The 20,814-nt window shown below is 54.6% G+C and carries 15 protein-coding genes; 5 read left to right on the top strand and 10 right to left on the bottom strand.

The annotated features are described in order from the left end of the window. Positions 1-139: 139 nt before the first annotated feature. The 5 genes from ycaO (at position 140) to KGP16_RS09780 (ending at position 7,823) form a co-directional block, all read left to right on the top strand. Complete coding sequence (gene ycaO / locus KGP16_RS09800; protein ID WP_071680745.1) at positions 140-1,903, top strand: 30S ribosomal protein S12 methylthiotransferase accessory factor YcaO; 1,764 nt, start codon at positions 140-142, stop codon at positions 1,901-1,903. 449 nt (positions 1,904-2,352) lie between these two features. Next, positions 2,353-3,213 carry a formate transporter FocA gene (focA, locus tag KGP16_RS09795; protein ID WP_024484609.1) on the top strand — a complete coding sequence of 287 codons (861 nt, stop codon included), beginning with the start codon at positions 2,353-2,355 and terminating at the stop codon, positions 3,211-3,213. A 60-nt stretch (positions 3,214-3,273) separates the two neighbouring features. Beyond that, entirely contained in the window at positions 3,274-5,556 is a 2,283-nt protein-coding gene (pflB, locus tag KGP16_RS09790; protein WP_021804926.1) for a formate C-acetyltransferase, read from the top strand. A 309-nt stretch (positions 5,557-5,865) separates the two neighbouring features. After that, on the top strand, positions 5,866-6,606 hold the full coding sequence (gene pflA, locus KGP16_RS09785) for a pyruvate formate lyase 1-activating protein (RefSeq protein WP_024484611.1): 741 nt from the start codon (positions 5,866-5,868) through the stop codon (positions 6,604-6,606). A 257-nt stretch (positions 6,607-6,863) separates the two neighbouring features. Beyond that, a complete protein-coding gene (locus tag KGP16_RS09780) occupies positions 6,864-7,823 on the top strand; it encodes an IS110 family transposase (RefSeq protein ID WP_223501253.1) in 960 nt (319 codons plus the stop codon). A 194-nt stretch (positions 7,824-8,017) separates the two neighbouring features. Here the strand turns inward: KGP16_RS09780 and KGP16_RS09775 are convergent, their stop codons facing one another. From KGP16_RS09775 to lolA, 10 genes are all read right to left on the bottom strand, one after another. After that, a complete protein-coding gene (locus KGP16_RS09775; RefSeq protein ID WP_179247828.1) occupies positions 8,018-9,163 on the bottom strand; it encodes an MFS transporter in 1,146 nt (381 codons plus the stop codon). Positions 9,164-9,284: 121 nt separating this feature from the next. Continuing rightward, positions 9,285-9,851: a ferredoxin-type protein NapF gene (gene napF / locus KGP16_RS09770; protein ID WP_059200388.1), complete on the bottom strand. Its 567-nt coding sequence runs from the start codon at positions 9,849-9,851 to the stop codon at positions 9,285-9,287. Further along, positions 9,851-10,459 (bottom strand): Tat proofreading chaperone DmsD, encoded by a 609-nt coding sequence (gene dmsD, locus KGP16_RS09765; RefSeq protein ID WP_021804934.1) that lies wholly within the window; start codon positions 10,457-10,459, stop codon positions 9,851-9,853. The genes napF and dmsD overlap by 1 nt, the downstream gene beginning before the upstream one ends. A 48-nt stretch (positions 10,460-10,507) precedes the next feature. Then, on the bottom strand, positions 10,508-11,368 hold the full coding sequence (locus KGP16_RS09760) for a dimethyl sulfoxide reductase anchor subunit family protein (protein ID WP_223501251.1): 861 nt from the start codon (positions 11,366-11,368) through the stop codon (positions 10,508-10,510). 1 nt (position 11,369) lies between these two features. Next, the gene (locus tag KGP16_RS09755) at positions 11,370-11,987 is read right to left on the bottom strand and encodes a DMSO/selenate family reductase complex B subunit (RefSeq protein WP_021804936.1); all 618 of its coding nucleotides are present in this window, start codon (positions 11,985-11,987) and stop codon (positions 11,370-11,372) included. A 10-nt stretch (positions 11,988-11,997) separates the two neighbouring features. Beyond that, the gene (gene dmsA / locus KGP16_RS09750; RefSeq protein ID WP_209522296.1) at positions 11,998-14,448 is read right to left on the bottom strand and encodes a dimethylsulfoxide reductase subunit A; all 2,451 of its coding nucleotides are present in this window, start codon (positions 14,446-14,448) and stop codon (positions 11,998-12,000) included. Positions 14,449-14,659: 211 nt separating this feature from the next. After that, entirely contained in the window at positions 14,660-17,110 is a 2,451-nt protein-coding gene (gene ynfE, locus KGP16_RS09745) for a selenate/tellurate reductase subunit YnfE (RefSeq protein WP_209554660.1), read from the bottom strand. 260 nt (positions 17,111-17,370) lie between these two features. Then, positions 17,371-18,663, bottom strand: coding sequence for a serine--tRNA ligase (gene serS / locus KGP16_RS09740; protein ID WP_115159637.1), 1,293 nt, complete (start codon positions 18,661-18,663; stop codon positions 17,371-17,373). A gap of 108 nt (positions 18,664-18,771) precedes the next feature. Then, complete coding sequence (locus KGP16_RS09735) at positions 18,772-20,115, bottom strand: replication-associated recombination protein A (RefSeq protein WP_037375016.1); 1,344 nt, start codon at positions 20,113-20,115, stop codon at positions 18,772-18,774. Between the two features lie 7 nt (positions 20,116-20,122). Continuing rightward, positions 20,123-20,734 carry an outer membrane lipoprotein chaperone LolA gene (gene lolA, locus KGP16_RS09730; protein WP_024529867.1) on the bottom strand — a complete coding sequence of 204 codons (612 nt, stop codon included), beginning with the start codon at positions 20,732-20,734 and terminating at the stop codon, positions 20,123-20,125. Positions 20,735-20,814: the final 80 nt, after the last annotated feature.

Raw genomic sequence — 20,814 nt, 5'->3', positions numbered from 1 at the left:
CCATTATTGTTAACCCGCTGAATTATCGTCTTTATCCCTAGAAAAACTGTGACTTCTGATCGGCTTTAGGAATACGTGGAGCTTGAGAACAAAACCCCGTATCATTGCGCGTTTTTAGTACGCCACATAAGTGAAGACAATGACGCAAACTTTTATTCCTGGCAAAGACGCTGCGCTGGAAGACTCCATCGCCCGTTTTCAGCAGAAATTAACCGATCTGGGTTTCAATATCGAAGAAGCCTCCTGGCTGAATCCGGTGCCACACGTCTGGTCAGTGCATATCCGCGATCGCGATTGCCCGCTGTGCTTCACCAACGGTAAAGGTGCCAGCAAAAAGGCCGCGCTGGCTTCCGCGCTGGGCGAGTATTTCGAGCGCCTGTCGACCAACTATTTCTTCGCCGATTTCTATTTGGGCCAACAGATTGCCGAAGGCGATTTCGTTCACTATCCCAATGAGAAATGGTTCCCGATCCCGGCTGACAACTCACTGCCACAAGGCATCCTGGATGAGCGCACGCACGCTTTCTACGATCCGGAGCAGGAACTGACTGCCAGCGATCTGATCGATCTGCAGTCTGGCAATAGCGATCGTGGCATCTGCGCCCTGCCATTCACCCGCCAGTCAGATCAGCAGACCGTTTATATTCCGATGAACATCATCGGCAACCTGTACGTGTCCAACGGCATGTCCGCTGGCAATACCGCCAACGAAGCGCGGGTTCAGGGCCTCTCCGAGGTGTTCGAGCGCTATGTGAAAAACCGCATCATCGCCGAGTCCATCAGCCTGCCGGAAATCCCGAGCGAAGTGCTGAACCGCTATCCTGACGTGGTTGAGGCGATCGCCAAGCTGGAAGCCGAAGGTTTCCCGATCCTCTCTTATGATGCTTCGTTAGGCGGCAACTACCCGGTGATCTGCGTGGTGTTGTTCAACCCTGCCAACGGCACCTGCTTTGCCTCCTTTGGGGCTCACCCTGATTTCGGGGTCGCGCTGGAGCGTACGGTTACCGAGCTGTTGCAAGGCCGCGGCTTGAAAGATCTGGATGTGTTTACCGCCCCAACCTTCGACGACGAGGAAGTCGCCGAGCACGCCAACCTGGAAACTCACTTCATCGATTCCAGCGGTTTGATCTCCTGGGATCTGTTCAAACAGGATGCCGACTATCCTTTTGTCGACTGGAGTTTCAGCGGCAGCACGCAGGAAGAGTTCGCCACCCTGATGAGCATCTTTAATAAAGAAGATGCCGAAGTGTACATCGCCGATTACGAGCACCTGGACGTGTACGCCTGCCGTATCATCGTACCGGGGATGTCCGACATCTATCCGGCAGAGGATCTGCTGCTGGCAAACAACAGCATGGGCGCGCACCTGCGTGAAACCCTGCTGCAACTGCCGGGCAGCGAGTGGGAGCCGGAAGAGTACCTGGCTCTGATCCAGCAGTTGGATGATGAAGGGTTGGACGATTTCACCCGCGTACGTGAATTGCTGGGCATTGCCTCTGGTAAAGACAACGCCTGGTACACCCTGCGCGTTGGCGAACTGAAATCCATGCTGGCATTGGCCGGTGGCGATCTCGAGCAGGCACTGATCTGGGCCGAGTGGACGCAGGAGTTCAACGCCTCGCTGTTTACCCCAGAGCGCAGTAACTACTATCGTTGCCTGCAGACACTGCTGCTGTTGGCGTTGGAGCCAGAACGCGATCCTGCTCAATATCACACGGCCTTCGTGAAGATGTATGGTCAGGATGCGGTTGACGCTGCCTCTGCGGCCATGAGCGGTGAAGAGCGCTTCAACGGCCTGTTTGCCATCGACAGTGAATTGAAAGCCCTGCCGGCCCACCAAGCGCTGTTGGCGGCTTACGAAAAGCTGCAAACTGCCAAACGCCGTCACTGGGCGCAGGCATAAGCCTGATTGATACGCCGGTAGAACCTTACCGGCGTTACTCCCAAAGAAGCAGCCTTGACCCGATTGCCGATCAAAAAACAGGCAAACCCTGACGTTGCATGTTTTTATCAAAAGCGCACTTATCAGCCAACAGGATAATTAAATCGCCAATTGTTACGTCAGCGTGAAATATTAATTAACCATCAATTAATGCTTATTCATCTAAAAGCGACAATAAGTACAAAAATTTAACCCTTCCCAGTCCAAAACGGCGTTAACTTCAAAATTTTTTGTAAACATTAAAAAATATTTTTTACATTAAAATCAATAATATAACCCAATAAACCCTACTAAATTTGCGGTTTTAAGCCGTTTTACTTCCGCGCGTTATGATCCAAGTCAATTTTTACCCTATACTGCTTTGCTAGTATCTCAGTGTGTTGTAATAACCCTTAAGAGCGAGAGTTAGTGTGAGAGCTGACAACCCCTTCGATATGCTGTTACCTGCCGCGATGGCGAAAGTTGCCGAGGATGCGGGGGTGTATAAAGCCACCAAGCATCCGCTGACGACTTTTTATTTAGCGATCACCGCAGGTGTGTTCATTTCTATCGCCTTTGTTTTTTATATCACAGCGACCACCGGCACCGCCGCCATTCCTTTCGGCCTCGCCAAGCTGGTGGGTGGTATCTGCTTCTCCATGGGGTTAATGCTGGTCGTCGTCTGCGGGGCGGACCTGTTTACCTCCACCGTACTGACCGTGATTGCCAAAGCCAGCGGGCGTATTACCTGGGGGCAATTGGCTCTTAACTGGTTAAACGTCTATATTGGCAACCTGATTGGTGCCCTGTTCTTCGTTGCTCTGATCTGGTTCTCAGGCGAGTATATGGCGGCCAATGGCCTGTGGGGTTTGAACGTATTGCAAACCGCCGACCATAAACTGCACCACACCTTTATCGAAGCCGTCTGTCTGGGCATCCTGGCTAACCTGATGGTTTGCCTGGCCGTCTGGATGAGCTACTCCGGCCGCAGCCTGATGGACAAGATGTTCGCCATGATCCTGCCGGTAGCCATGTTCGTTGCCAGCGGCTTTGAGCACAGTATCGCCAACATGTTTATGATCCCTATGGGTATAGTGGTTAAGCACTTTGCCACGCCAGAGTTTTGGCAAGCCGTGGGGGCAGCACCCGAGCAATTCGCTCATCTGACCGTAAGCAACTTTATCATCGACAACCTGATCCCCGTCACCATCGGTAACATCATTGGCGGTGGTCTACTGGTTGGGTTGACTTACTGGGTAATTTATCTGCGTGGCGGCAAACAGAATCACTAATCTGTTGGCTGGCACGGCGCCGGGTTTACAAAGAAATCCACATTAGAAGGTAGGTGTATAATGACCGAACTTAACGAGAAGTTAGCGACCGCTTGGCAAGGTTTCAGCGAAGGTGACTGGCAGAAAGAAGTCAACGTACGTGACTTCATCCAGAAAAACTACACTCCTTACGAGGGTGATGAATCCTTCCTGGCTGGCGCAAGTCAAGCCACTACCACTCTGTGGGACAAGGTTATGGAAGGGATCAAACTGGAAAACCGCACCCATGCGCCAGTTGATTTCGATACCAACGTCGTCTCCACCGTGACTTCTCATGATGCGGGCTATATCAACAAAGATCTGGAGACCATCGTTGGTTTGCAGACTGATGCTCCTCTGAAGCGCGCGCTGATCCCATTCGGCGGCATCAAGATGGTTGAAGGTTCATGCAAGGTTTATGGCCGTGAACTGGATCCACAAGTGAAGAAAGTGTTCACCGAATACCGCAAAACCCACAACCAGGGCGTATTCGATGTTTACACCAAAGACATCCTGAACTGCCGTAAATCTGGCGTGTTGACCGGTCTGCCAGATGCGTATGGCCGTGGCCGTATCATCGGTGACTACCGTCGCGTTGCTTTGTACGGTATCGACTTCCTGATGGCCGACAAGCTGAACCAGTTCAAGTCTCTGCAGACTCGTCTGGAAAATGGCGAAGATCTGGAAATGACCATCCAGCTGCGCGAAGAAATTGCTGAACAGCACCGCGCCCTGGGGCAGATTAAAGAAATGGCCGCCAAATACGGCTACGACATTTCCGGCCCAGCCAGCACCGCTCAAGAAGCCGTGCAGTGGACCTACTTCGGCTACCTGGCCGCGGTGAAATCCCAGAACGGTGCAGCCATGTCCTTCGGCCGCGTATCTACCTTCCTGGACGTGTTCATTGAGCGCGATATCAAGGCCGGTAAACTGACCGAACTGCAGGCGCAGGAACTGATCGACCACCTGGTCATGAAACTGCGTATGGTTCGCTTCCTGCGTACTCCTGAATATGATGAGCTGTTCTCTGGTGACCCAATCTGGGCAACAGAATCCCTGGCCGGTATGGGTGTTGATGGTCGTACGCTGGTAACCAAAAACAGCTTCCGCTTCCTGAACACGCTGTACACCATGGGGCCATCTCCAGAGCCAAACATGACCATCCTGTGGTCTGAAAAACTGCCGTTGAACTTCAAAAAATACGCCGCGAAAGTGTCTATCGACACCTCCTCCGTACAGTATGAAAACGACGACCTGATGCGCCCAGACTTCAACAACGATGACTATGCCATCGCCTGTTGCGTCAGCCCGATGATTGTCGGTAAGCAAATGCAGTTCTTCGGTGCGCGTGCCAACCTGGCGAAAACCATGTTGTACGCAATCAACGGCGGCGTTGATGAAAAACTGAAAATGCAGGTTGGCCCGAAAGAAGCCCCAATGATGGACACCGTACTGGACTATGACAAAGTCATGGAACGTATGGACCACTTCATGGACTGGCTGGCCAAGCAGTATGTGACCTCGTTGAACATCATTCACTACATGCACGACAAGTACAGCTATGAAGCTGCGCTGATGGCTCTGCATGACCGTGATGTTTATCGCACCATGGCTTGTGGTATCGCGGGTCTGTCCGTAGCAGCCGACTCCCTGTCTGCCATCAAGTACGCCAAAGTATCCACCATCCGTGATGAAGACGGCCTGGCTGTCGACTTCAAAATCGAAGGTGAATACCCGCAGTTCGGTAACAACGATTCTCGCGTAGATGACATCGCTTGCGACCTGGTAGAACGTTTCATGAAGAAAATTCAGAAACTGCGTACCTACCGTAATGCGGTACCAACTCAGTCCGTGCTGACCATCACCTCTAACGTGGTTTATGGTAAGAAAACCGGTAACACCCCAGATGGCCGTCGTGCTGGCGCTCCATTTGGTCCAGGTGCCAACCCAATGCACGGCCGCGATCAGAAAGGTGCTGTAGCCTCTCTGACCTCCGTAGCCAAACTGCCGTTTGCCTATGCGAAAGATGGTATCTCTTACACCTTCTCCATCGTGCCTAACGCGTTGGGTAAAGATGACGACGTGCGTAAAGCCAACCTGGCGGGTCTGATGGATGGTTACTTCCACCACGAAGCGTCCATCGAAGGCGGTCAGCACCTGAACGTGAACGTGATGAACCGTGAAATGCTGCTGGACGCGATGGAAAATCCTGAGAAATATCCTCAGCTGACCATCCGCGTATCGGGTTACGCAGTGCGTTTCAACTCGTTGACTAAAGAACAGCAACAAGACGTGATTACTCGTACTTTCACCCAGTCGATCTAATCGCGGTTTCTCCGGGGCGGATCGCTCTGCCCCGCTGAACAAGTGTTACCAAGGCCGGATATTCCGGCCTTTTTACTAAGTCCCCCCTGACTCTGGTCTTGAGTCTGTTTTGCCAGGTATCTACGCTGCTGCTTAGCCTGTGATGGGTATATACTGCATGGATATCTGGCAAAACAGTGAACCGGTACGTAACCGGCCAACAGGAATCGTTTTACCTGGCGCCTTTTTTCGCCACATCGTTGATCCCTGCCTGGCGGTTACCAGCCTATTGTAGACTGCGTTTGACAGTCGATTTTGGAGAAACCCGCAATGTCCTTGAAAGGCCGCATCCACTCTTTCGAATCCTGTGGCACCGTTGATGGCCCTGGTATCCGCTTTATCGTGTTCTTCCAGGGTTGCCTGATGCGCTGCCTGTACTGCCATAACCGCGATACCTGGGACACCCACGGCGGCAAGGAGGTCACGGTTGAAGAGCTGATGACTGATACCGTGGCCTACCGTCACTTTATGAACGCTTCCGGCGGCGGCGTAACGGCGTCCGGCGGCGAAGCGATCCTGCAGGCCGAATTTGTTCGCGACTGGTTCCGCGCCTGTCACAAGGAAGGGATCAGCACCTGTCTGGACACCAACGGTTTTGTCCGCCGTTATGACCCGGTGATTGATGAGCTGCTGGATACCACCGATCTGGTGATGCTCGATCTGAAACAGATGAATGACGATATTCACCAGAACCTGGTGGGAGTTTCCAACCATCGTACGCTGGAGTTTGCTCGTTATCTGGCCAAACGTAATCAACGCACCTGGATCCGCTACGTGGTGGTGCCAGGCTGGTCTGATGATGATAAATCGACGCATCTGCTCGGTGAGTTCACCAAGGATATGACCAATATCGAGAAGATCGAGCTGTTGCCTTACCACGAACTGGGCAAGCACAAATGGATCGCGATGGGTGAAGAGTACAAGTTGGACGGCGTTCATCCGCCTAAGGCCGACACCATGGATCGCGTGAAGGGGATCCTGGAAAGCTACGGCCACAAAGTGATCTATTAAGCTCCCACCGATGCCCCTCACCCTAACCCTTATGTCTTGATCTTCTCCGCCTTAGCGGAGAAGATCCCCGACTGATCATCGGGAGATAGCCGGTGAGCTCCCCCTAACCCTAGTGCCTATGAGCCCGTGGGAGAGATTGTGCCCCGGCTGTCTATTTCCCTGTCGCCTTGTAGACCGAACGGTATCCTGTGCCTATGAGCACCTACATATAAGGATGGTCCGGCGATAAATTTCAGACATGGTTATGGAGTGCCATAATGCGTAGAACCCCTGTCGGCGTTGATATCGCTAAACACAAATTTGATGTCGCCGTACTGCTGGACAATCAGAAGTATAAAACCAAAAAGTTTGCCAATACCCCTTCTGGATGCCGCGAGTTCGCAGCCTGGTTGAGCCGCTTTGGCGACTGTCATGTCTGTATGGAAGCCACCGGGAGCTACAGCACGGAACTGGCCACTTATCTGGCAGACAACAACTACCACGTCAGTCTGATGAACCCGGCGTGTATCCATTCCTTCGGCAATACAGAACTGGCCCGGAACAAAACGGACAAAAGCGATGCAGCGATGATAGCCCGCTACTGCGCACTGCATCAGCCTGCCCCGTGGTTCCCAGCCCCGTTGAGCGAGCGCCAGTTGACCGCGTTGGTCAGGCATCTTAAGAACCTGGAAGAGATGCGTCAGATGGAAGAAAATCGCCTGGAGGTGGCCGAAGCAGTCATCGTCCCTTCACTCAATGAGCACATCGCCACGTTGGATGAACTGATACGAGAAACGAAAAAGAAAATCAGTCAGCACATCGATGATAACCCTGACCTGAAACGGGACAGCGAGTTGCTAAAAAGTATCCCTGGAGTGGGAGAGATGCTGAGCTCCAGCCTGCTGGCCTTCGCAGGAAACCTGCGTCGGTTCACCAGCAGCAAGGCCCTGGTAGCGTACGCAGGACTGAATCCACAGCGATGTGAGTCGGGGATGTTTAAAGGGAAAAGCCGGTTATCGAAAGTGGGGCACGGTGAGCTGCGAAGTGCGTTATACATGCCCGCGGTAGTGGCAGGCCAATACAATGTTGTGGTTAAAGACTTAACAGAAAGGCTGAAGTTGCGTGGGAAGTCGGGCAAACAAAGAGTGTGTGCGGCGATGCGAAAGTTGCTGCAACTGGCCTATGGTGTGGTGAAATCAGGAAAGACATTTAATGCGGAAATACCGCTTGCCGGATAGCCGACAAGACGGTATCTCTCCCACAGGGAGAGGGGACCGAACGTGCCACAGCTTAACTCATATACCTAACTTCAACACCGAGTCGCCCCTCTCTCTCATTTGGGGGATGGAAACGGGCCACAGACTGACTTCTGCACCTGACTGCAGCGCCGAATCAGCTCCCTCTCCCTGTGGGAGAGGGTTGGGGTGAGGGGTCAGGCCGCAGCCAACGGGGTGTGGTGATGGTCAGGTTTCTTGAGCAGCATCATCAAATAAACCAACGCCACCCCCGCAATCATCACAAACAGCAGCCGATCGGAGTAGCTCTGCATCAGCATCGACGTCATCGCGGGCCCTAGCAAGCTGCCGACGGTATAGCTCATCAACAATGTCTGGTTCATCGCCACCAACTGATGCGGCAGCACCTTTTCGCAGGCCCAGGACATCGCCACCGGGTATAAGGTAAAACCAGCACAGCCCAGAATAAACAGCGCCGGAGCCATCGCATAGTTACCCAGCATCGCGATGCTGGCAAGGATCACCACGAACACCTGAATGCGCAGCACCAACAGGCGGCCATAGCGATCGGCCAAACGCCCTATAGGCCACTGACCCACGATGCCGGAACTGACCAGCAGCGCCATCCAGTAACCCACGTTGGCATCACTCATCCCCTGATGGTTTAAATACAGCGGCATCAGGCCGTACAGCGAGCCCAGCACGATCCCCGAGATAATACAGCCGTTGATGCCCAACCGGGCGTCACGACGTTTAAACATCTGCCAGATTGAGGCCTGCTGTGGCTCGTCATCTTGGTTATTAACCCGCGCAAACAGCATCGGCAACATAGCGGCCATAACAACGGCGGTCACCCACGGCACCACATCCAGCAGCTCGGTTGAAACACTGCTTAGCAGCAACTGCCCCGCAACCGTACCGAGGTAGTAAACTATCATATACGCCGCCAACAGTTGGCCACGGTTACTCAAATTACCGCTGCGCAACAGCGCGCTTTCAACGATCACCCAAATCCAGGCACACCCTACCCCGGCAAAGAAGCGCCAGCCGATCCAGCTCCAGAAGTCCAGCGACAGCACCATACCCACGGTAGCGAAGGCAAAGACCAGACAGGCAAGATGATAGCTGCGGGTAAAGCCAATCCGCTTGATCAGTTTGCCCGCCACCAGCGTTCCCATCAGGTTCCCGGTAAAGTAAGACGAACTGACCACTCCCACTTGCCAGGTTGGCAATTGAGCATGGGTTAACCAGAGGGGAACCAAAGTGTTCAAAACGGCGATGGAAACCGTAAGCAGCAATAGGCCGCAGAGCAACATAAGCACTGGGCGAGAATATGCGGACATAGTGAAATTGAAACCGAACAGACAGAGTAGAGTGCGCGCATCATGCCACTGGCGATAAAAAAGTCAATCGGCGGTTAACGGGCGATCGCACAATATGTTTAACAACGGGTTAAAACTGGCTTTATAGCTGTTCCGGCAACGATTTTTCACCCGAAGCTGCCAGGGAAATATGCCCGTGAAAGCAGGATAGCTTGCAGAGCCCGCAGCCATTACACAGCGTATCGTCACACTGCAATTGGCGGGCACCGTTTTCAGAAAGCTGGAAGGATAAAGCCTGTTGCGGGCAGTTGATGGTACACATCCGGCAACTGTCCTGGCGCCCCAGGCAGCTATGGCTGATTTGCGGGCGCAGCAGCGTGTCGCAGGGCATTTTGTCACGCAGCGCCCCGGTTTGGCAGGCGGCGGTGCATTTGCGGCAGACATCACACTCGGTGAAATCGATGCTCAATACCGGCTTGCCTTGCTCGAGGTTCAATAAACCGTACGGGCAACTGCTCACGCAACCGCCACAGCCGTTGCACAACGCGCTGAACAACGCCTCCGGCAAAGCCTGAGGTGGACGAGCCACCGCAGGCAATGTCACAGAGGGCGTATCCTGTTCCGGCAAGGCTTTACTACGATCCAGCCAACCAGTCAGCAACCGGCGGCGGCTATTGCCTTGCGCAGATAACTGCTGGTCGTTGTTCATTAGAAATACAGCTCCAGGCTCGGCACCGGTGACGGGCACTCTTCCGCCCAGGCTGCCAGCGTGATTTGTGCCAACTGAGCCACACCTTGATAGAACGGATGTCCGGCATGTTGCTGCAGCAGCTCCAGATAACGCGGAGCCCACGGAAGAATGTGCAGCGCAATCAGCCCGGAAATCATTTTGTGCTGCTTCTCTTCGGCCAACCAGGCCGCCATCATCAGCAAAGTGCCAATATGGTCTTCCGGTTCATTCTGGTCGCGCTGGGCTTCGATACCGTTCACCCGCAGCCATTGGCGCAGGCGCAGCGTCGAATCACCAAACAGCACGCTCTCTCTATCCAGATAGACCGAGCCCCAAGGCGGAGCAACCAGCGTATGCGGGCCAACAAACAGGCGTTGATAAGCTTCTGACAGCGTCTCTGGCTGGTTTCCAGTCAAACCTTCCGCAATCAGGGCTGCTGCCTCTTGAGCGCCTTCATAAGGCCATTCGGTCAACCACTGCGGGTCGGCCAGGGAGTCCAGTAAAGGCTGGCACTCTTTGCTCTCCGGTGGGGCATACAATAAAACACCTAGCACACGGCCAGTCAGGGCAATTTTTTCAAGCATCATAACTTGGGGCTTCTCCAGGGGCGCAGCCAGGCCGCGCCCAGATTAACGTTAGCCAGCCACGGCCATGCCAACGGTCATATGCAGGCCGTAGAACACGCCACGGCCAATCAACTCTCCGGCAAAGACTAACACAAAGCCCAAGATCAACCCCATGACACTGGCGTTACCACGGCGCAACTGCGGGCAAATCCAGCAACCCAGGCCGAGAACCAGCAATACCAGCCGCCATACCATCAGTTGACCGTATTCCGGGATCAGCGCCGACGCCTGCTGTACCGAGCTGCTGATGGTCGCCAACTCACTGCCCTGCAACAGCGCCGAGCACAGGCTAAGCAGCAGCGCCAGCACGCTGATCATCATCAATTGACCACGACCAGCCACTTGCAGACCGGCGGCCCGCAGCAGCAACACGCCCAACAACGGCCCGCCGATAAACACCGACAGGAAGAAGTTCAGCGTGGTGTAACCGTTGTGCCAAGTCGGTACGGTATCAATCTGGTAGACACGCGTCATGGCGTAGACAAACAGCAGGCCTAGCACCATGGTAAGCACCAGCCAGGCTTTACCCAGCGCCGGCGGCATTTTTTTCAACACGGCCAGCAGCCAATAAAGGCCACCAACCGCAAAGAATATCGAACCGCTGGCGATTTCATTACTCAACGCCGACTCACCGATGCGATTGAGCGAGTTAAAGGCCCTGATCGGCGTCCCCAGGTGCATCACGGAGGCGATAAAGGCGATCCCCATCAGCAACCACAGGAAAAACATAGAACCGTGTACCGCCTTGCTCTGGCGATCGGTCAGATTACCGGCGATCAACGCCAGCCCCATTACGATGACGCCGCCCACCACAAACTGCCCTAATACGGTGAACACCATCAGCGGCCATTCATGCCATCCCGTTCCCATTTTAAACCTCCTTTGGATTAGCCAGATGGCCGGTAGTGTCACCACTCGGGCGGCTGTTGGCGTTAGGTTTCAGTACGATGCACGGTTTGGTGAAATGCGCGGCCGGTAACGGTGCCACTTGCGCCAGGGTGCCATGTTGTTTACGCAGTTCGTCGATCGGACCAAAGTCCAGGGCACGCAGCGGGCAGGACTCGACACAAATCGGCTTTTGGCCAACGGCGACGCGTTCGTAGCAGCCATCGCACTTGGTCATGTGGCCTTTCGCTTCGTTGTACTGCGGTGCGCCGTATGGGCAAGCCATATGGCAGTAGCGGCAACCGATACATATCTCTTCGTTCACCACCACAAAGCCGTCTTCCCGCTTGTGCATGGCGCCACTTGGGCACACTTTGGTACAGGCCGGGTCTTCGCAGTGGTTACAGGCGATCGACAGGTAATAGGCAAACACGTTCTGGTGCCAGCTATCGCCGTCCTGCTGCCAGTCGCCCCCGGCATACTCGTAGATGCGGCGGAAGCTGACGTCCGGGGTCAGGTTTTTATAGTCTTTGCAGGCCAGCTCGCAGGTTTTGCAGCCGGTGCAACGACTTGAATCAATGTAGAATCCATATTGCGTAGTCATCAGCTACTCCTTAAAGTTTGGCGACCTGGACCAGATTGGTGTGAGAAGGATTGCCCTTGGCCAGCGGCGACGGCCGCTGGGTGGTCAAGACGTTGATACTGCCAGCATGATCGATACGGCTACCATCTGGCGCATACCATGCTCCTTCGCCCATTGCTACCACGCCCGGCAACATGCGCGGCGTCACCTTGGCATTAATACGTACCTCACCCCGATCGTTGTAAATACGGATCAGGTCTCCGTTGGCTATGCCGCGGGATTGCGCATCAATCGGGTTGATCCACATCTCCTGGCGGCAAGCGGCCTTCAGCACGTCGACGTTGCCATAGGTAGAGTGGGTTCTGGCCTTGTAGTGGAAACCGGTCATCTGCAATGGATACTTGCCGCTTAACGGATCGTCGAGGCTTTCGAAACCGGCCGCATACACTGGCAGCGGATCGATAACGTCGTCCTTGGATAATTCCCAAGTCGCTGCCAGCTCTGCCAATTGGGCAGAATAGATCTCGATCTTGCCTGAAGGCGTTTTCAGTGGATTAGCTTGCGGATCGGCCCGGAATGCTTTGTAAGCCACATGGTGACCATCGGGATCGCGCTGCTTGAAGATCCCTTGCTTGAGGAACTGTTCAAACTCCGGTAGCGCCGGAATGGCTTCGCGGGATTGCTGATAAAGGTGACGCAGCCACTCTTCCTGAGTCCGCCCCTCGGTGAAGGCCTGCTCAACCCCCATACGCCGGGCGATCTCGCTGGTCATTTCATAAATGTTCTTACATTCAAACTGCGGCTTGATCGCCTGATCGGCGAAGATGACGTAGCCCATATTGCCGCTTGAGGCATCCAGGCAAAAGTCCATCTGCTCAGAGGCGGTGCAATCTGGCAGCACCAGATCGGCATATTTCGCCGACGAGGTCATGTGGTTATCGATTACCACGATCATCTCGCACTTCTTCTCGTCTTGCAGAATGTCATGGGTACGGTTGATTTCTGAGTGCTGGTTGATCAGACAGTTACTGGCATAGTTCCAGATAAACTTGATCGGCACGTCCAGCTTGTCCTTGCCCTGCACGCCGTCACGCTTGGCGGTCATTTCCGGCCCGCGCAGAATGGCATCGGTCCACATAAACATGGAGATGCTGGTTTTAACCGGATTCTCCAAGGTCGGCATCCGAACAAACGGCAGGCCGTAGGAGCCTTCGCGCGCCCCCGTGTTACCGCCATGGATCCCGACGTTACCGGTGAGGATCGGCAACATGGCGATGGCGCGTGAGGTCAATTCACCGTTGGCATGGCGTTGCGGCCCCCAACCTTGGGAAATGAACGCCGGTTTGGTACTGCCAATTTCGCGCGCCAGTTTGACGATGCGATCGGCCGGGATACCGGTAATTTTTGAGGCCCAGACAGGCGTTTTCTCAATGCCGTCTTCACCTTGGCCCAGGATATAGGCCTTATAGTGCCCATTAGCTGGAGCCCCCGCAGGTAAGGTTTTTTCGTCGTAACCCACGCAGTATTTATCCAGGAACGGCTGATCGACCAAGTTCTCGCTGATTAACACATGCGCCAACCCGGCAACCAGTGCCGCATCGGTGCCAGGGCGAATAGGGATCCACTCGTCTTCCCTACCGGCAGCGGTATCGGTGTAGCGCGGATCGATCACAATCATGCGCGCATTCGAACGCTCACGCGCCTGCTCCAGCAGGTAGGTGACCCCACCGCCGCTCATGCGGGTTTCGCCTGGGTTATTGCCGAACAGCACCACCAGCTTGCTGTTTTCGATGTCCGTCGGGCTGTTACCGTCCGCCCAACCGCCATAGGTATAATTCAGCCCCATGGCGATCTGCGCGGTGCTGTAGTCACCATAGTGGTTCAGATAGCCGCCGCAACAGTTCATCAGACGCGCGATCAACGTAGAGCCCGGTGGCCAAGAGCGGGTTATTGTGCCCCCCAAGGTGCCGGTGCCGTAGTTCAAATAGATGGCTTCATTGCCATAGTCTTTGATGATGCGCTTCATGTTGTCAGCGATCAGCGTGTAGGCTTCATCCCAGCTTATCTGCTTGAATTTTCCTTCGCCCCGCTTGCCCACGCGGAGCATGGGGTACTTCAGGCGGTCCGGGTTATACACGCGGCGGCGCATTGAGCGCCCACGCAGGCAGGCACGAACCTGATGCAACTCTTGGTACTCATCGTTGCCAGTATTATCAGTTTCGACATATTTGATCATACCGTCGACCACATGCATCCGCAGGGGACAACGGCTACCGCAGTTTACCGTACAAGCACTCCACACCACTTTTTCTTCGGGTTTGGCAAGGGCGGATGTCGGAGAGGTTTCAGCGTTGGCACGACGGCTGAAAGGCAGGGAAACGCCACCAACGGCAAGGGCAAGCCCGCCAATGGCACTATTTTTGACCAGCTTTCGTCTGGAACACTGAAAGCCGGTTAGAGGTTTTTTGGGGGACTCGCTCATAATATTTCGCTCTGGGTTGCTTCAATCAGCCAGGGGTATGGCTACAGGAAAATCTGCAATCAACTACGCAGATCGGTTTTAAAATGGCAGGTAATGGTTTTTTTATTTTGACCTGCTCTAGGTGGAACTATCCTCCTAAATAGGTAGTTCCACCTTGTTCACAATCAATAAATAGTTGATATCACTGCCATTGTTGATAATGATTATTATTTCATACCTTTTCGATCTCGATCAGATTGGTATGCTGCGGGTTACCTTTCGCCAGCGGCGATGGCCGGTGGGTGGTGAGCGTATTCATGCAGGCACCGTGGTCGATACGATCGCCGTTCATGTTGGCCTGATGCCAGGCTCCTTGCCCCATAGCTACCACGCCTGGCATGATGCGCGGTGTCACCTTGGCGGCCACGCGAACTTCGCCACGGCCATTGAATACCCGCACCGTTTCGCCGCTGGCAATGCCGCGCTGGCTGGCATCCAACGGGTTGATCCAGACTTCCTGCGGGCAAGCCGCCTGCAGCACATCGATATTGCCGTAGCTGGAGTGGGTCCGGGCCTTATAGTGGAAACCGAACATTTGCAGCGGGTAGGTGTTACGCAACGGGTCATCCCAACCTTCAAAGGTTGAGGCGTATACCGGCAGCGGGCTGATGGTCTCGTCCTTCTCCAGCTCCCAACTGTTGGCGATCTCTGCCAACTTGGCAGAATAGATCTCGATCTTGCCTGAAGGCGTTTTCAACGGGTTAGCTACGGGATCGTCACGGAATTTTTTATAGGCCACAAAGTGCCCATTCGGGTCTTTACGCTTGTAAATCCCCATGCTGCGCAAGGCTTCATAGGAAGGTAGCTGCGGGTCCTTCGCCAGCATTTTGGCGTACAGGTATTGCAGCCACTGCTCCTGGGTGCGCCCTTCGGTAAATTTTTGGTGTACCTCAGGCCCAAGGCGACGCGCCACCTCGCTCATCACTTCATAGATAGGTTTACGCTCAAACTTGGCAGAAGTGGCCGGCTGGATAAAAATCAGGTAGCCCATATTGCCGGCATAATCGTTCGGGATGATGTCCTCCTGCTCGACCGTCATCAGATCCGGCAGCAGAATATCGGCGTATTTCGCCGAAGAGGTCATAAAGTTTTCCAGCACCACGATCATTTCACACTGGGAGTCATCCTGCAGAATGTCGTGGGTTTTGTTGATATCGGAGTGCTGGTTGGTAATGGTGTTACCGGCATAGTTCCAGATGAACTTGATCGGCACGTCCAACTTGTCTTTGCCGCGTACCCCATCACGTTTGGCGGTCATTTCCGGGCCACGGGCGATGGCATCGGTCCAACTGAAGCAGGAAATCTGCGTTTTTACCGGATTTTCCAGCACCGGCATCCGCTCTATGGTGATGGTATAGGTTGATTCACGCGCACCGCTGTTACCGCCGTTAATCCCTACGTTGCCGGTCAGGATAGGTAGCATGGCAATGGCCCGCGAGGTGAGCTCACCATTTGCCTGGCGCTGTGGCCCCCAACCTTGAGAGATATAGGCCGGTTTGGCACTGCCAATCTCACGTGCCAGCTTGATGATGCGCTCGGCCGGAATGCCGGTGATTTGCGATGCCCACTGGGGAGTTTTCTCAACACCGTCCTCGCCCTGCCCCAGAATATAGGCCTTGTAATGACCGTTGGCAGGTGCACCGGCGGGTAAGGTTTTTTCATCGTAACCCACGCAGTAATTATCCAGGAACGGTTGGTCGACCAAATCCTCGCTGATCAACACATGCGCCAATCCGGCGACCAGTGCGGCATCTGTACCAGGCCGGATCGGGATCCACTCATCTTCTCGCCCAGCAGCCGTATCCGTATAACGCGGATCGATGACGATCATGCGCGCGTTTGAACGTTCCCGTGCCTGCTCCAGAAAGTAGGTGATACCACCGCCACTCATGCGGGTTTCCGCCGGATTGTTGCCGAACAGCACCACCAGCTTACTGTTTTCGATATCAGAGGTGCTGTTACCTTCATTGCTGCCGTAGGTATAAGGCATGGCGCAGGCGATCTGGGCGGTACTGTAGGTGCCATAGTGGCTGAGAAAACCGCCGTAACAGTTCATCAGGCGGGCGACTAGCGAGGCATAGGGTGAAGAACGGGTAATATTGCCGCCGACAATGCCGGAGGTGTAGTTGATGTAAACCGCTTCATTGCCGTATTTGGTGACGATACGTTGCAGGTTGGCGGCAATTTCGCTGTAAGCCTCTTCCCAACTGATGCGTTTGAATTTGCCTTCGCCACGTTTGCCGACGCGTTTCATCGGGTAATTCAGTCGTTCCGGATGGTTCATGCGCCGCCGCATGGAGCGGCCACGCAGACAGGCACGCACCTGGTGGTTGCCGTAAACATCGTCGCCCGTGTTGTCGGTTTCCACCCAGTAAACTTCATCATCGCGCACGTGCAGCCGCAAGGCGCATCGACTGCCACAGTTAACCGAGCAAGCTCCCCACACCACTTTATCCTGCGGCACGGGTTGTACCGCGGTGCCGACCGTTTCTGCCACGGCATGACGGCTAAAAGGCAACGAAAAACCGCCAGCAGCCAGGGTCAAACCCGCTACCGTGCCGGATTTCATTAGCGTACGGCGGCTGATACCGTTGGATGATGTTGCAGATTTTTGCTTCGACATAGCTCACTCCAGGTCTTGCCCGAACAACGGGAAAAGTCATGCCTTGGTCGGCAGAGACAGGAGGAAGCTGAATTAGTGCTGGGTGGTTTGATGTGGAAAAATAATCCCCCTCCATAGGTAAGGATATTACTCATAAGGAGGTAAGAAACTTTGTCTGCTATCAATAAATGGTGCTTTCATTCGTAAATAAAAAACATTCATACAAAAAAAGCGCCCGTAGGCGCTTTCGATACACTATTTCGTTACCACCGTGAGGTGGGTTAACCGATATATTCCAGGCCGCCCATGTAAGGGCGCAATGCTTCTGGCACCTGAATACGGCCATCTGCCTGCTGGTAGTTTTCCAGCACGGCAACCAGAGTACGGCCTACGGCCAAACCAGAGCCGTTCAGCGTGTGCACCAGGCGTGGCTTCTTCTCGGTCTTGCTGCGGCAACGAGCCTGCATACGACGAGCCTGGAAATCTCCCATATTGGAGCAGGAAGAGATCTCGCGATAGGTGTTCTGCGCAGGCAGCCACACTTCCAGATCGTAGGTTTTACAGGAACCAAAACCGATATCACCGGTGCACAGCAGCACTTTACGATATGGCAGGTTCAGCAGCTGCAGCACTTTCTCCGCATGGCCGGTCAACTCTTCCAGCGCATTCATCGAGTCTTCTGGGCGCACGATCTGGACCATTTCGACCTTGTCGAACTGGTGCATACGGATCAGGCCACGGGTGTCACGCCCGTAAGAACCGGCTTCTGAACGGAAGCATGGTGTATGCGCGGTCATCTTCAGTGGCAGATCTTCTTCATCGAGGATCTCGTCACGCACCAGGTTGGTGACTGGCACTTCCGCAGTTGGGATCAGCGCATAGTTGCTGCTTTCAGATTCTTCTTCCAGCGGTTTGGTATGGAACAGATCTTCACCAAACTTCGGTAACTGGCCAGTCCCGTACAGCGTGGCATGGTTCACCAGATAGGGCACGTAGGTTTCCAGATAGCCGTGTTGTTGCGTGTGCAGATCCAGCATGAACTGGGCCAACGCACGGTGCATACGAGCCATTTGACCTTTCATTACCACAAAGCGCGCACCGGTCAGTTTCACCGCCGCGGCAAAGTCCAGCCCACCGGCCATTTCGCCCAGCTCAACGTGATCGCGTACCGGGAAATCGTACTGACGCGGTTCGCCCCAGCGGCAGATTTCCAGGTTTTCGCTATCGTCTTTGCCATCCGGCACCGCATCGTCCGGCACGTTCGGCATCACCAACGCGTAATCACGGATCTCGTTCTGCAGCTTATCCAGTGCGGCCTTGGCAGCATCCAGCTTGTCACCCAGTTCGTTCACTTCGCGACGCAGTGGCTCGATATCTTCACCGCGCGCTTTGGCCGCGCCGATGGATTTCGATCGGGAGTTACGTTCTGCCTGCAGTGTTTCAGTTTCTACCTGCAGAACCTTACGGCGCTCTTCTTGCGAACGCAGCAGATCCAGATCGAGTTTAAAGCCTCTGCGAGCCAGTTTTACGGCGACTGCGTCTAGCTCATTACGCAGCAGATTGGGATCGAGCATGCTAATCCTGTGCTTGTTGTTATTGAAAGAGAAATTGTGTTTTATGCCGCAACGGTATAGCCGCATAAAAGAAGTGTGATACCCGCTAACCTTACCGCAACGGCAACGCTAGCGGTAGCGTTTTGTCTGGCTATTTTGATCCTGCTCAGCCAGCCATGCCAACTTTTCACCGATTTTGCCTTCCAGCCCGCGCGAGGTTGGATGATAGTAGCGCGTGGTGGCCATTTCCGCCGGGAAATAGCTCTCTCCGGCCGCGTAGGCGTTGGGTTCGTCATGGGCATAGCGGTATTCTGCGCCCAGACCCATTTCTTTCATCAGCTTGGTCGGTGCGTTACGCAGATGCTCCGGCACGTCATAGTCCGCCATCTCTTTGGCATCACGCATGGCGGCTTTAAAAGCGGTATAGACGGCGTTGCTTTTTGGCGCACAGGCCAGATAAACGATCGCCTGTGCGATGGCGCGTTCCCCTTCCGCAGGGCCAACGCGGGTGAAGCAATCCCAGGCGGCAATGGCCACCTGCATTCCGCGTGGATCGGCGTTGCCAACGTCTTCAGAGGCAATGGCCAACAGGCGGCGCGCCACATATAGAGGATCGCCACCAGCAGTAATAATACGTGCATACCAGTACAAGGCGGCATCCGGTGCCGAGCCACGCACGGATTTATGCAGCGCTGAAATCAGATCGTAATAGCGATCGCCTTTGTTATCGAAGCGTGCGCTGCGTTCACCGGAGACCTCTTTGAGCAGTTCCGGGGTTAATACCCGCATGCCTTTGCCGTCGATTTCCGCCATATCGGCCATCATCTCCAGGCTGTTCAAGGCGCGGCGGGCATCGCCACCCACCAGTTCCGACAGCATGCGCTTGGTTTCCGGCGGCAGCTCGATGTTTTGATCGCCAAAACCTCGTGCCTTGTCTTCCATGGCCTGATCCAGCACTTGGCCGATGTCGTCCGCCGTCAGCGCTTTGAGCAGATAGACCCGCGCGCGGGACAGCAACGCCGAGTTCAGCTCAAAGGAGGGGTTTTCCGTGGTGGCGCCGATGAAGGTAATGGTGCCGTCTTCGATATGTGGCAGGAAGGCATCCTGCTGGCTTTTATTGAAGCGGTGGACTTCGTCAACAAACAGGATGGTGCGGCGGCCTGCATCGCGGTTTTGCCGGGCGCGCTCGATAGCTTCGCGGATCTCCTTGATGCCGGAGGTTACCGCTGAGATGCGCTCAACATCGGCCCGGCCATAGCGGCCAATCAACTCTGCCAGCGTCGTTTTCCCGGTTCCCGGCGGCCCCCACAGGATCATAGAGTGCAACTGCCCAGCCTCGATGGCGCGTGGCAACGGCTTGCCCGGGGCCAGCAAATGCTGCTGGCCAATGTATTGTGCCAACGTGGTTGGCCGCATACGCGCGGCCAGTGGCTGGAACTCATTGTGGGAAAAATCGAGTGACATGTTGCTCACGTAGACCTCACTGGCGCTGGTCGTCCAGCGTCACCCCCTTCGGTGGGGTAAATTTGAATTTGGCAGCATCAACGCTGCTGCTCTGCTGGCTCTTCAACTGATAAGCGCTGCGCTGGCCATCTTGCTCAACCGCAGCAAAGCTCTTGATGGTGCCGCTATTGGTCACGGTGATGGCAAACTGCTTCAGATTACCGCTGCTGGCCTTTGGCGTCAGTTCGAAATCATCGCCCTTCTGCTTCACGTTGTATTTTTTCCAGTCGTTAGCATCGTTACGGGTGATCAGCATAAAGGGCGTATTGCCAGTGGCGTTCTTCAGCCAGGTGGCCGTCACCTGCTCGACGAACGGGTTGTAGAACCACAGGGTCTCGCCGTCCGAAACCAGCACGCTCTCATCCGGCGAGGTCATGTGCCAGTTAAACAGATTGGGGCGTTTTACCCATAATTCGCCTTCCCCTTGCTGCACAGCAGCGCCGTCACTACTGGTGACAGATTGGGAGAAGCTGGCATGGAAACTGTTTACTTTCGCCAGACGACTTTGCAAATCTTGCGCAGCATCCGCCAACACGGAAGTAGACGCGAATCCCGAAAGCAGACAACAGGCCATCAACAGTTTTTTCATTATTTCAGCTACCTTATGAAATGCGTTTACCGCAAGCTGGGTCAATATAACCCTGAACACCTCCACTCTACCCGAAGCGC

Source organism: Serratia sp. JSRIV006 (assembly GCF_019968685.1).
GTDB classification, from domain to species: domain Bacteria; phylum Pseudomonadota; class Gammaproteobacteria; order Enterobacterales; family Enterobacteriaceae; genus Chania; species Chania fonticola_B.
This window is presented reverse-complemented; position numbering and strand designations above follow the sequence as displayed.

Bases quoted from the DNA above. Each gene is read 5' to 3' on its own strand.
- ycaO (WP_071680745.1), top strand. From the start codon at position 140: ATGACGCAAACTTTTATTCCTGGCAAAGACGCTGCGCTGGAAGACTCC.
- pflB (WP_021804926.1), top strand. From the start codon at position 3,274: ATGACCGAACTTAACGAGAAGTTAGCGACCGCTTGGCAAGGTTTCAGC.
- pflA (WP_024484611.1), top strand. From the start codon at position 5,866: ATGTCCTTGAAAGGCCGCATCCACTCTTTCGAATCCTGTGGCACCGTT.
- KGP16_RS09780 (WP_223501253.1), top strand. From the start codon at position 6,864: ATGCGTAGAACCCCTGTCGGCGTTGATATCGCTAAACACAAATTTGAT.
- KGP16_RS09775 (WP_179247828.1), bottom strand. From the start codon at position 9,163: ATGTCCGCATATTCTCGCCCAGTGCTTATGTTGCTCTGCGGCCTATTG.
- napF (WP_059200388.1), bottom strand. From the start codon at position 9,851: ATGAACAACGACCAGCAGTTATCTGCGCAAGGCAATAGCCGCCGCCGG.
- dmsD (WP_021804934.1), bottom strand. From the start codon at position 10,459: ATGATGCTTGAAAAAATTGCCCTGACTGGCCGTGTGCTAGGTGTTTTA.
- KGP16_RS09760 (WP_223501251.1), bottom strand. From the start codon at position 11,368: ATGGGAACGGGATGGCATGAATGGCCGCTGATGGTGTTCACCGTATTA.
- KGP16_RS09755 (WP_021804936.1), bottom strand. From the start codon at position 11,987: ATGACTACGCAATATGGATTCTACATTGATTCAAGTCGTTGCACCGGC.
- dmsA (WP_209522296.1), bottom strand. From the start codon at position 14,448: ATGAGCGAGTCCCCCAAAAAACCTCTAACCGGCTTTCAGTGTTCCAGA.
- ynfE (WP_209554660.1), bottom strand. From the start codon at position 17,110: ATGTCGAAGCAAAAATCTGCAACATCATCCAACGGTATCAGCCGCCGT.
- serS (WP_115159637.1), bottom strand. From the start codon at position 18,663: ATGCTCGATCCCAATCTGCTGCGTAATGAGCTAGACGCAGTCGCCGTA.
- lolA (WP_024529867.1), bottom strand. From the start codon at position 20,734: ATGAAAAAACTGTTGATGGCCTGTTGTCTGCTTTCGGGATTCGCGTCT.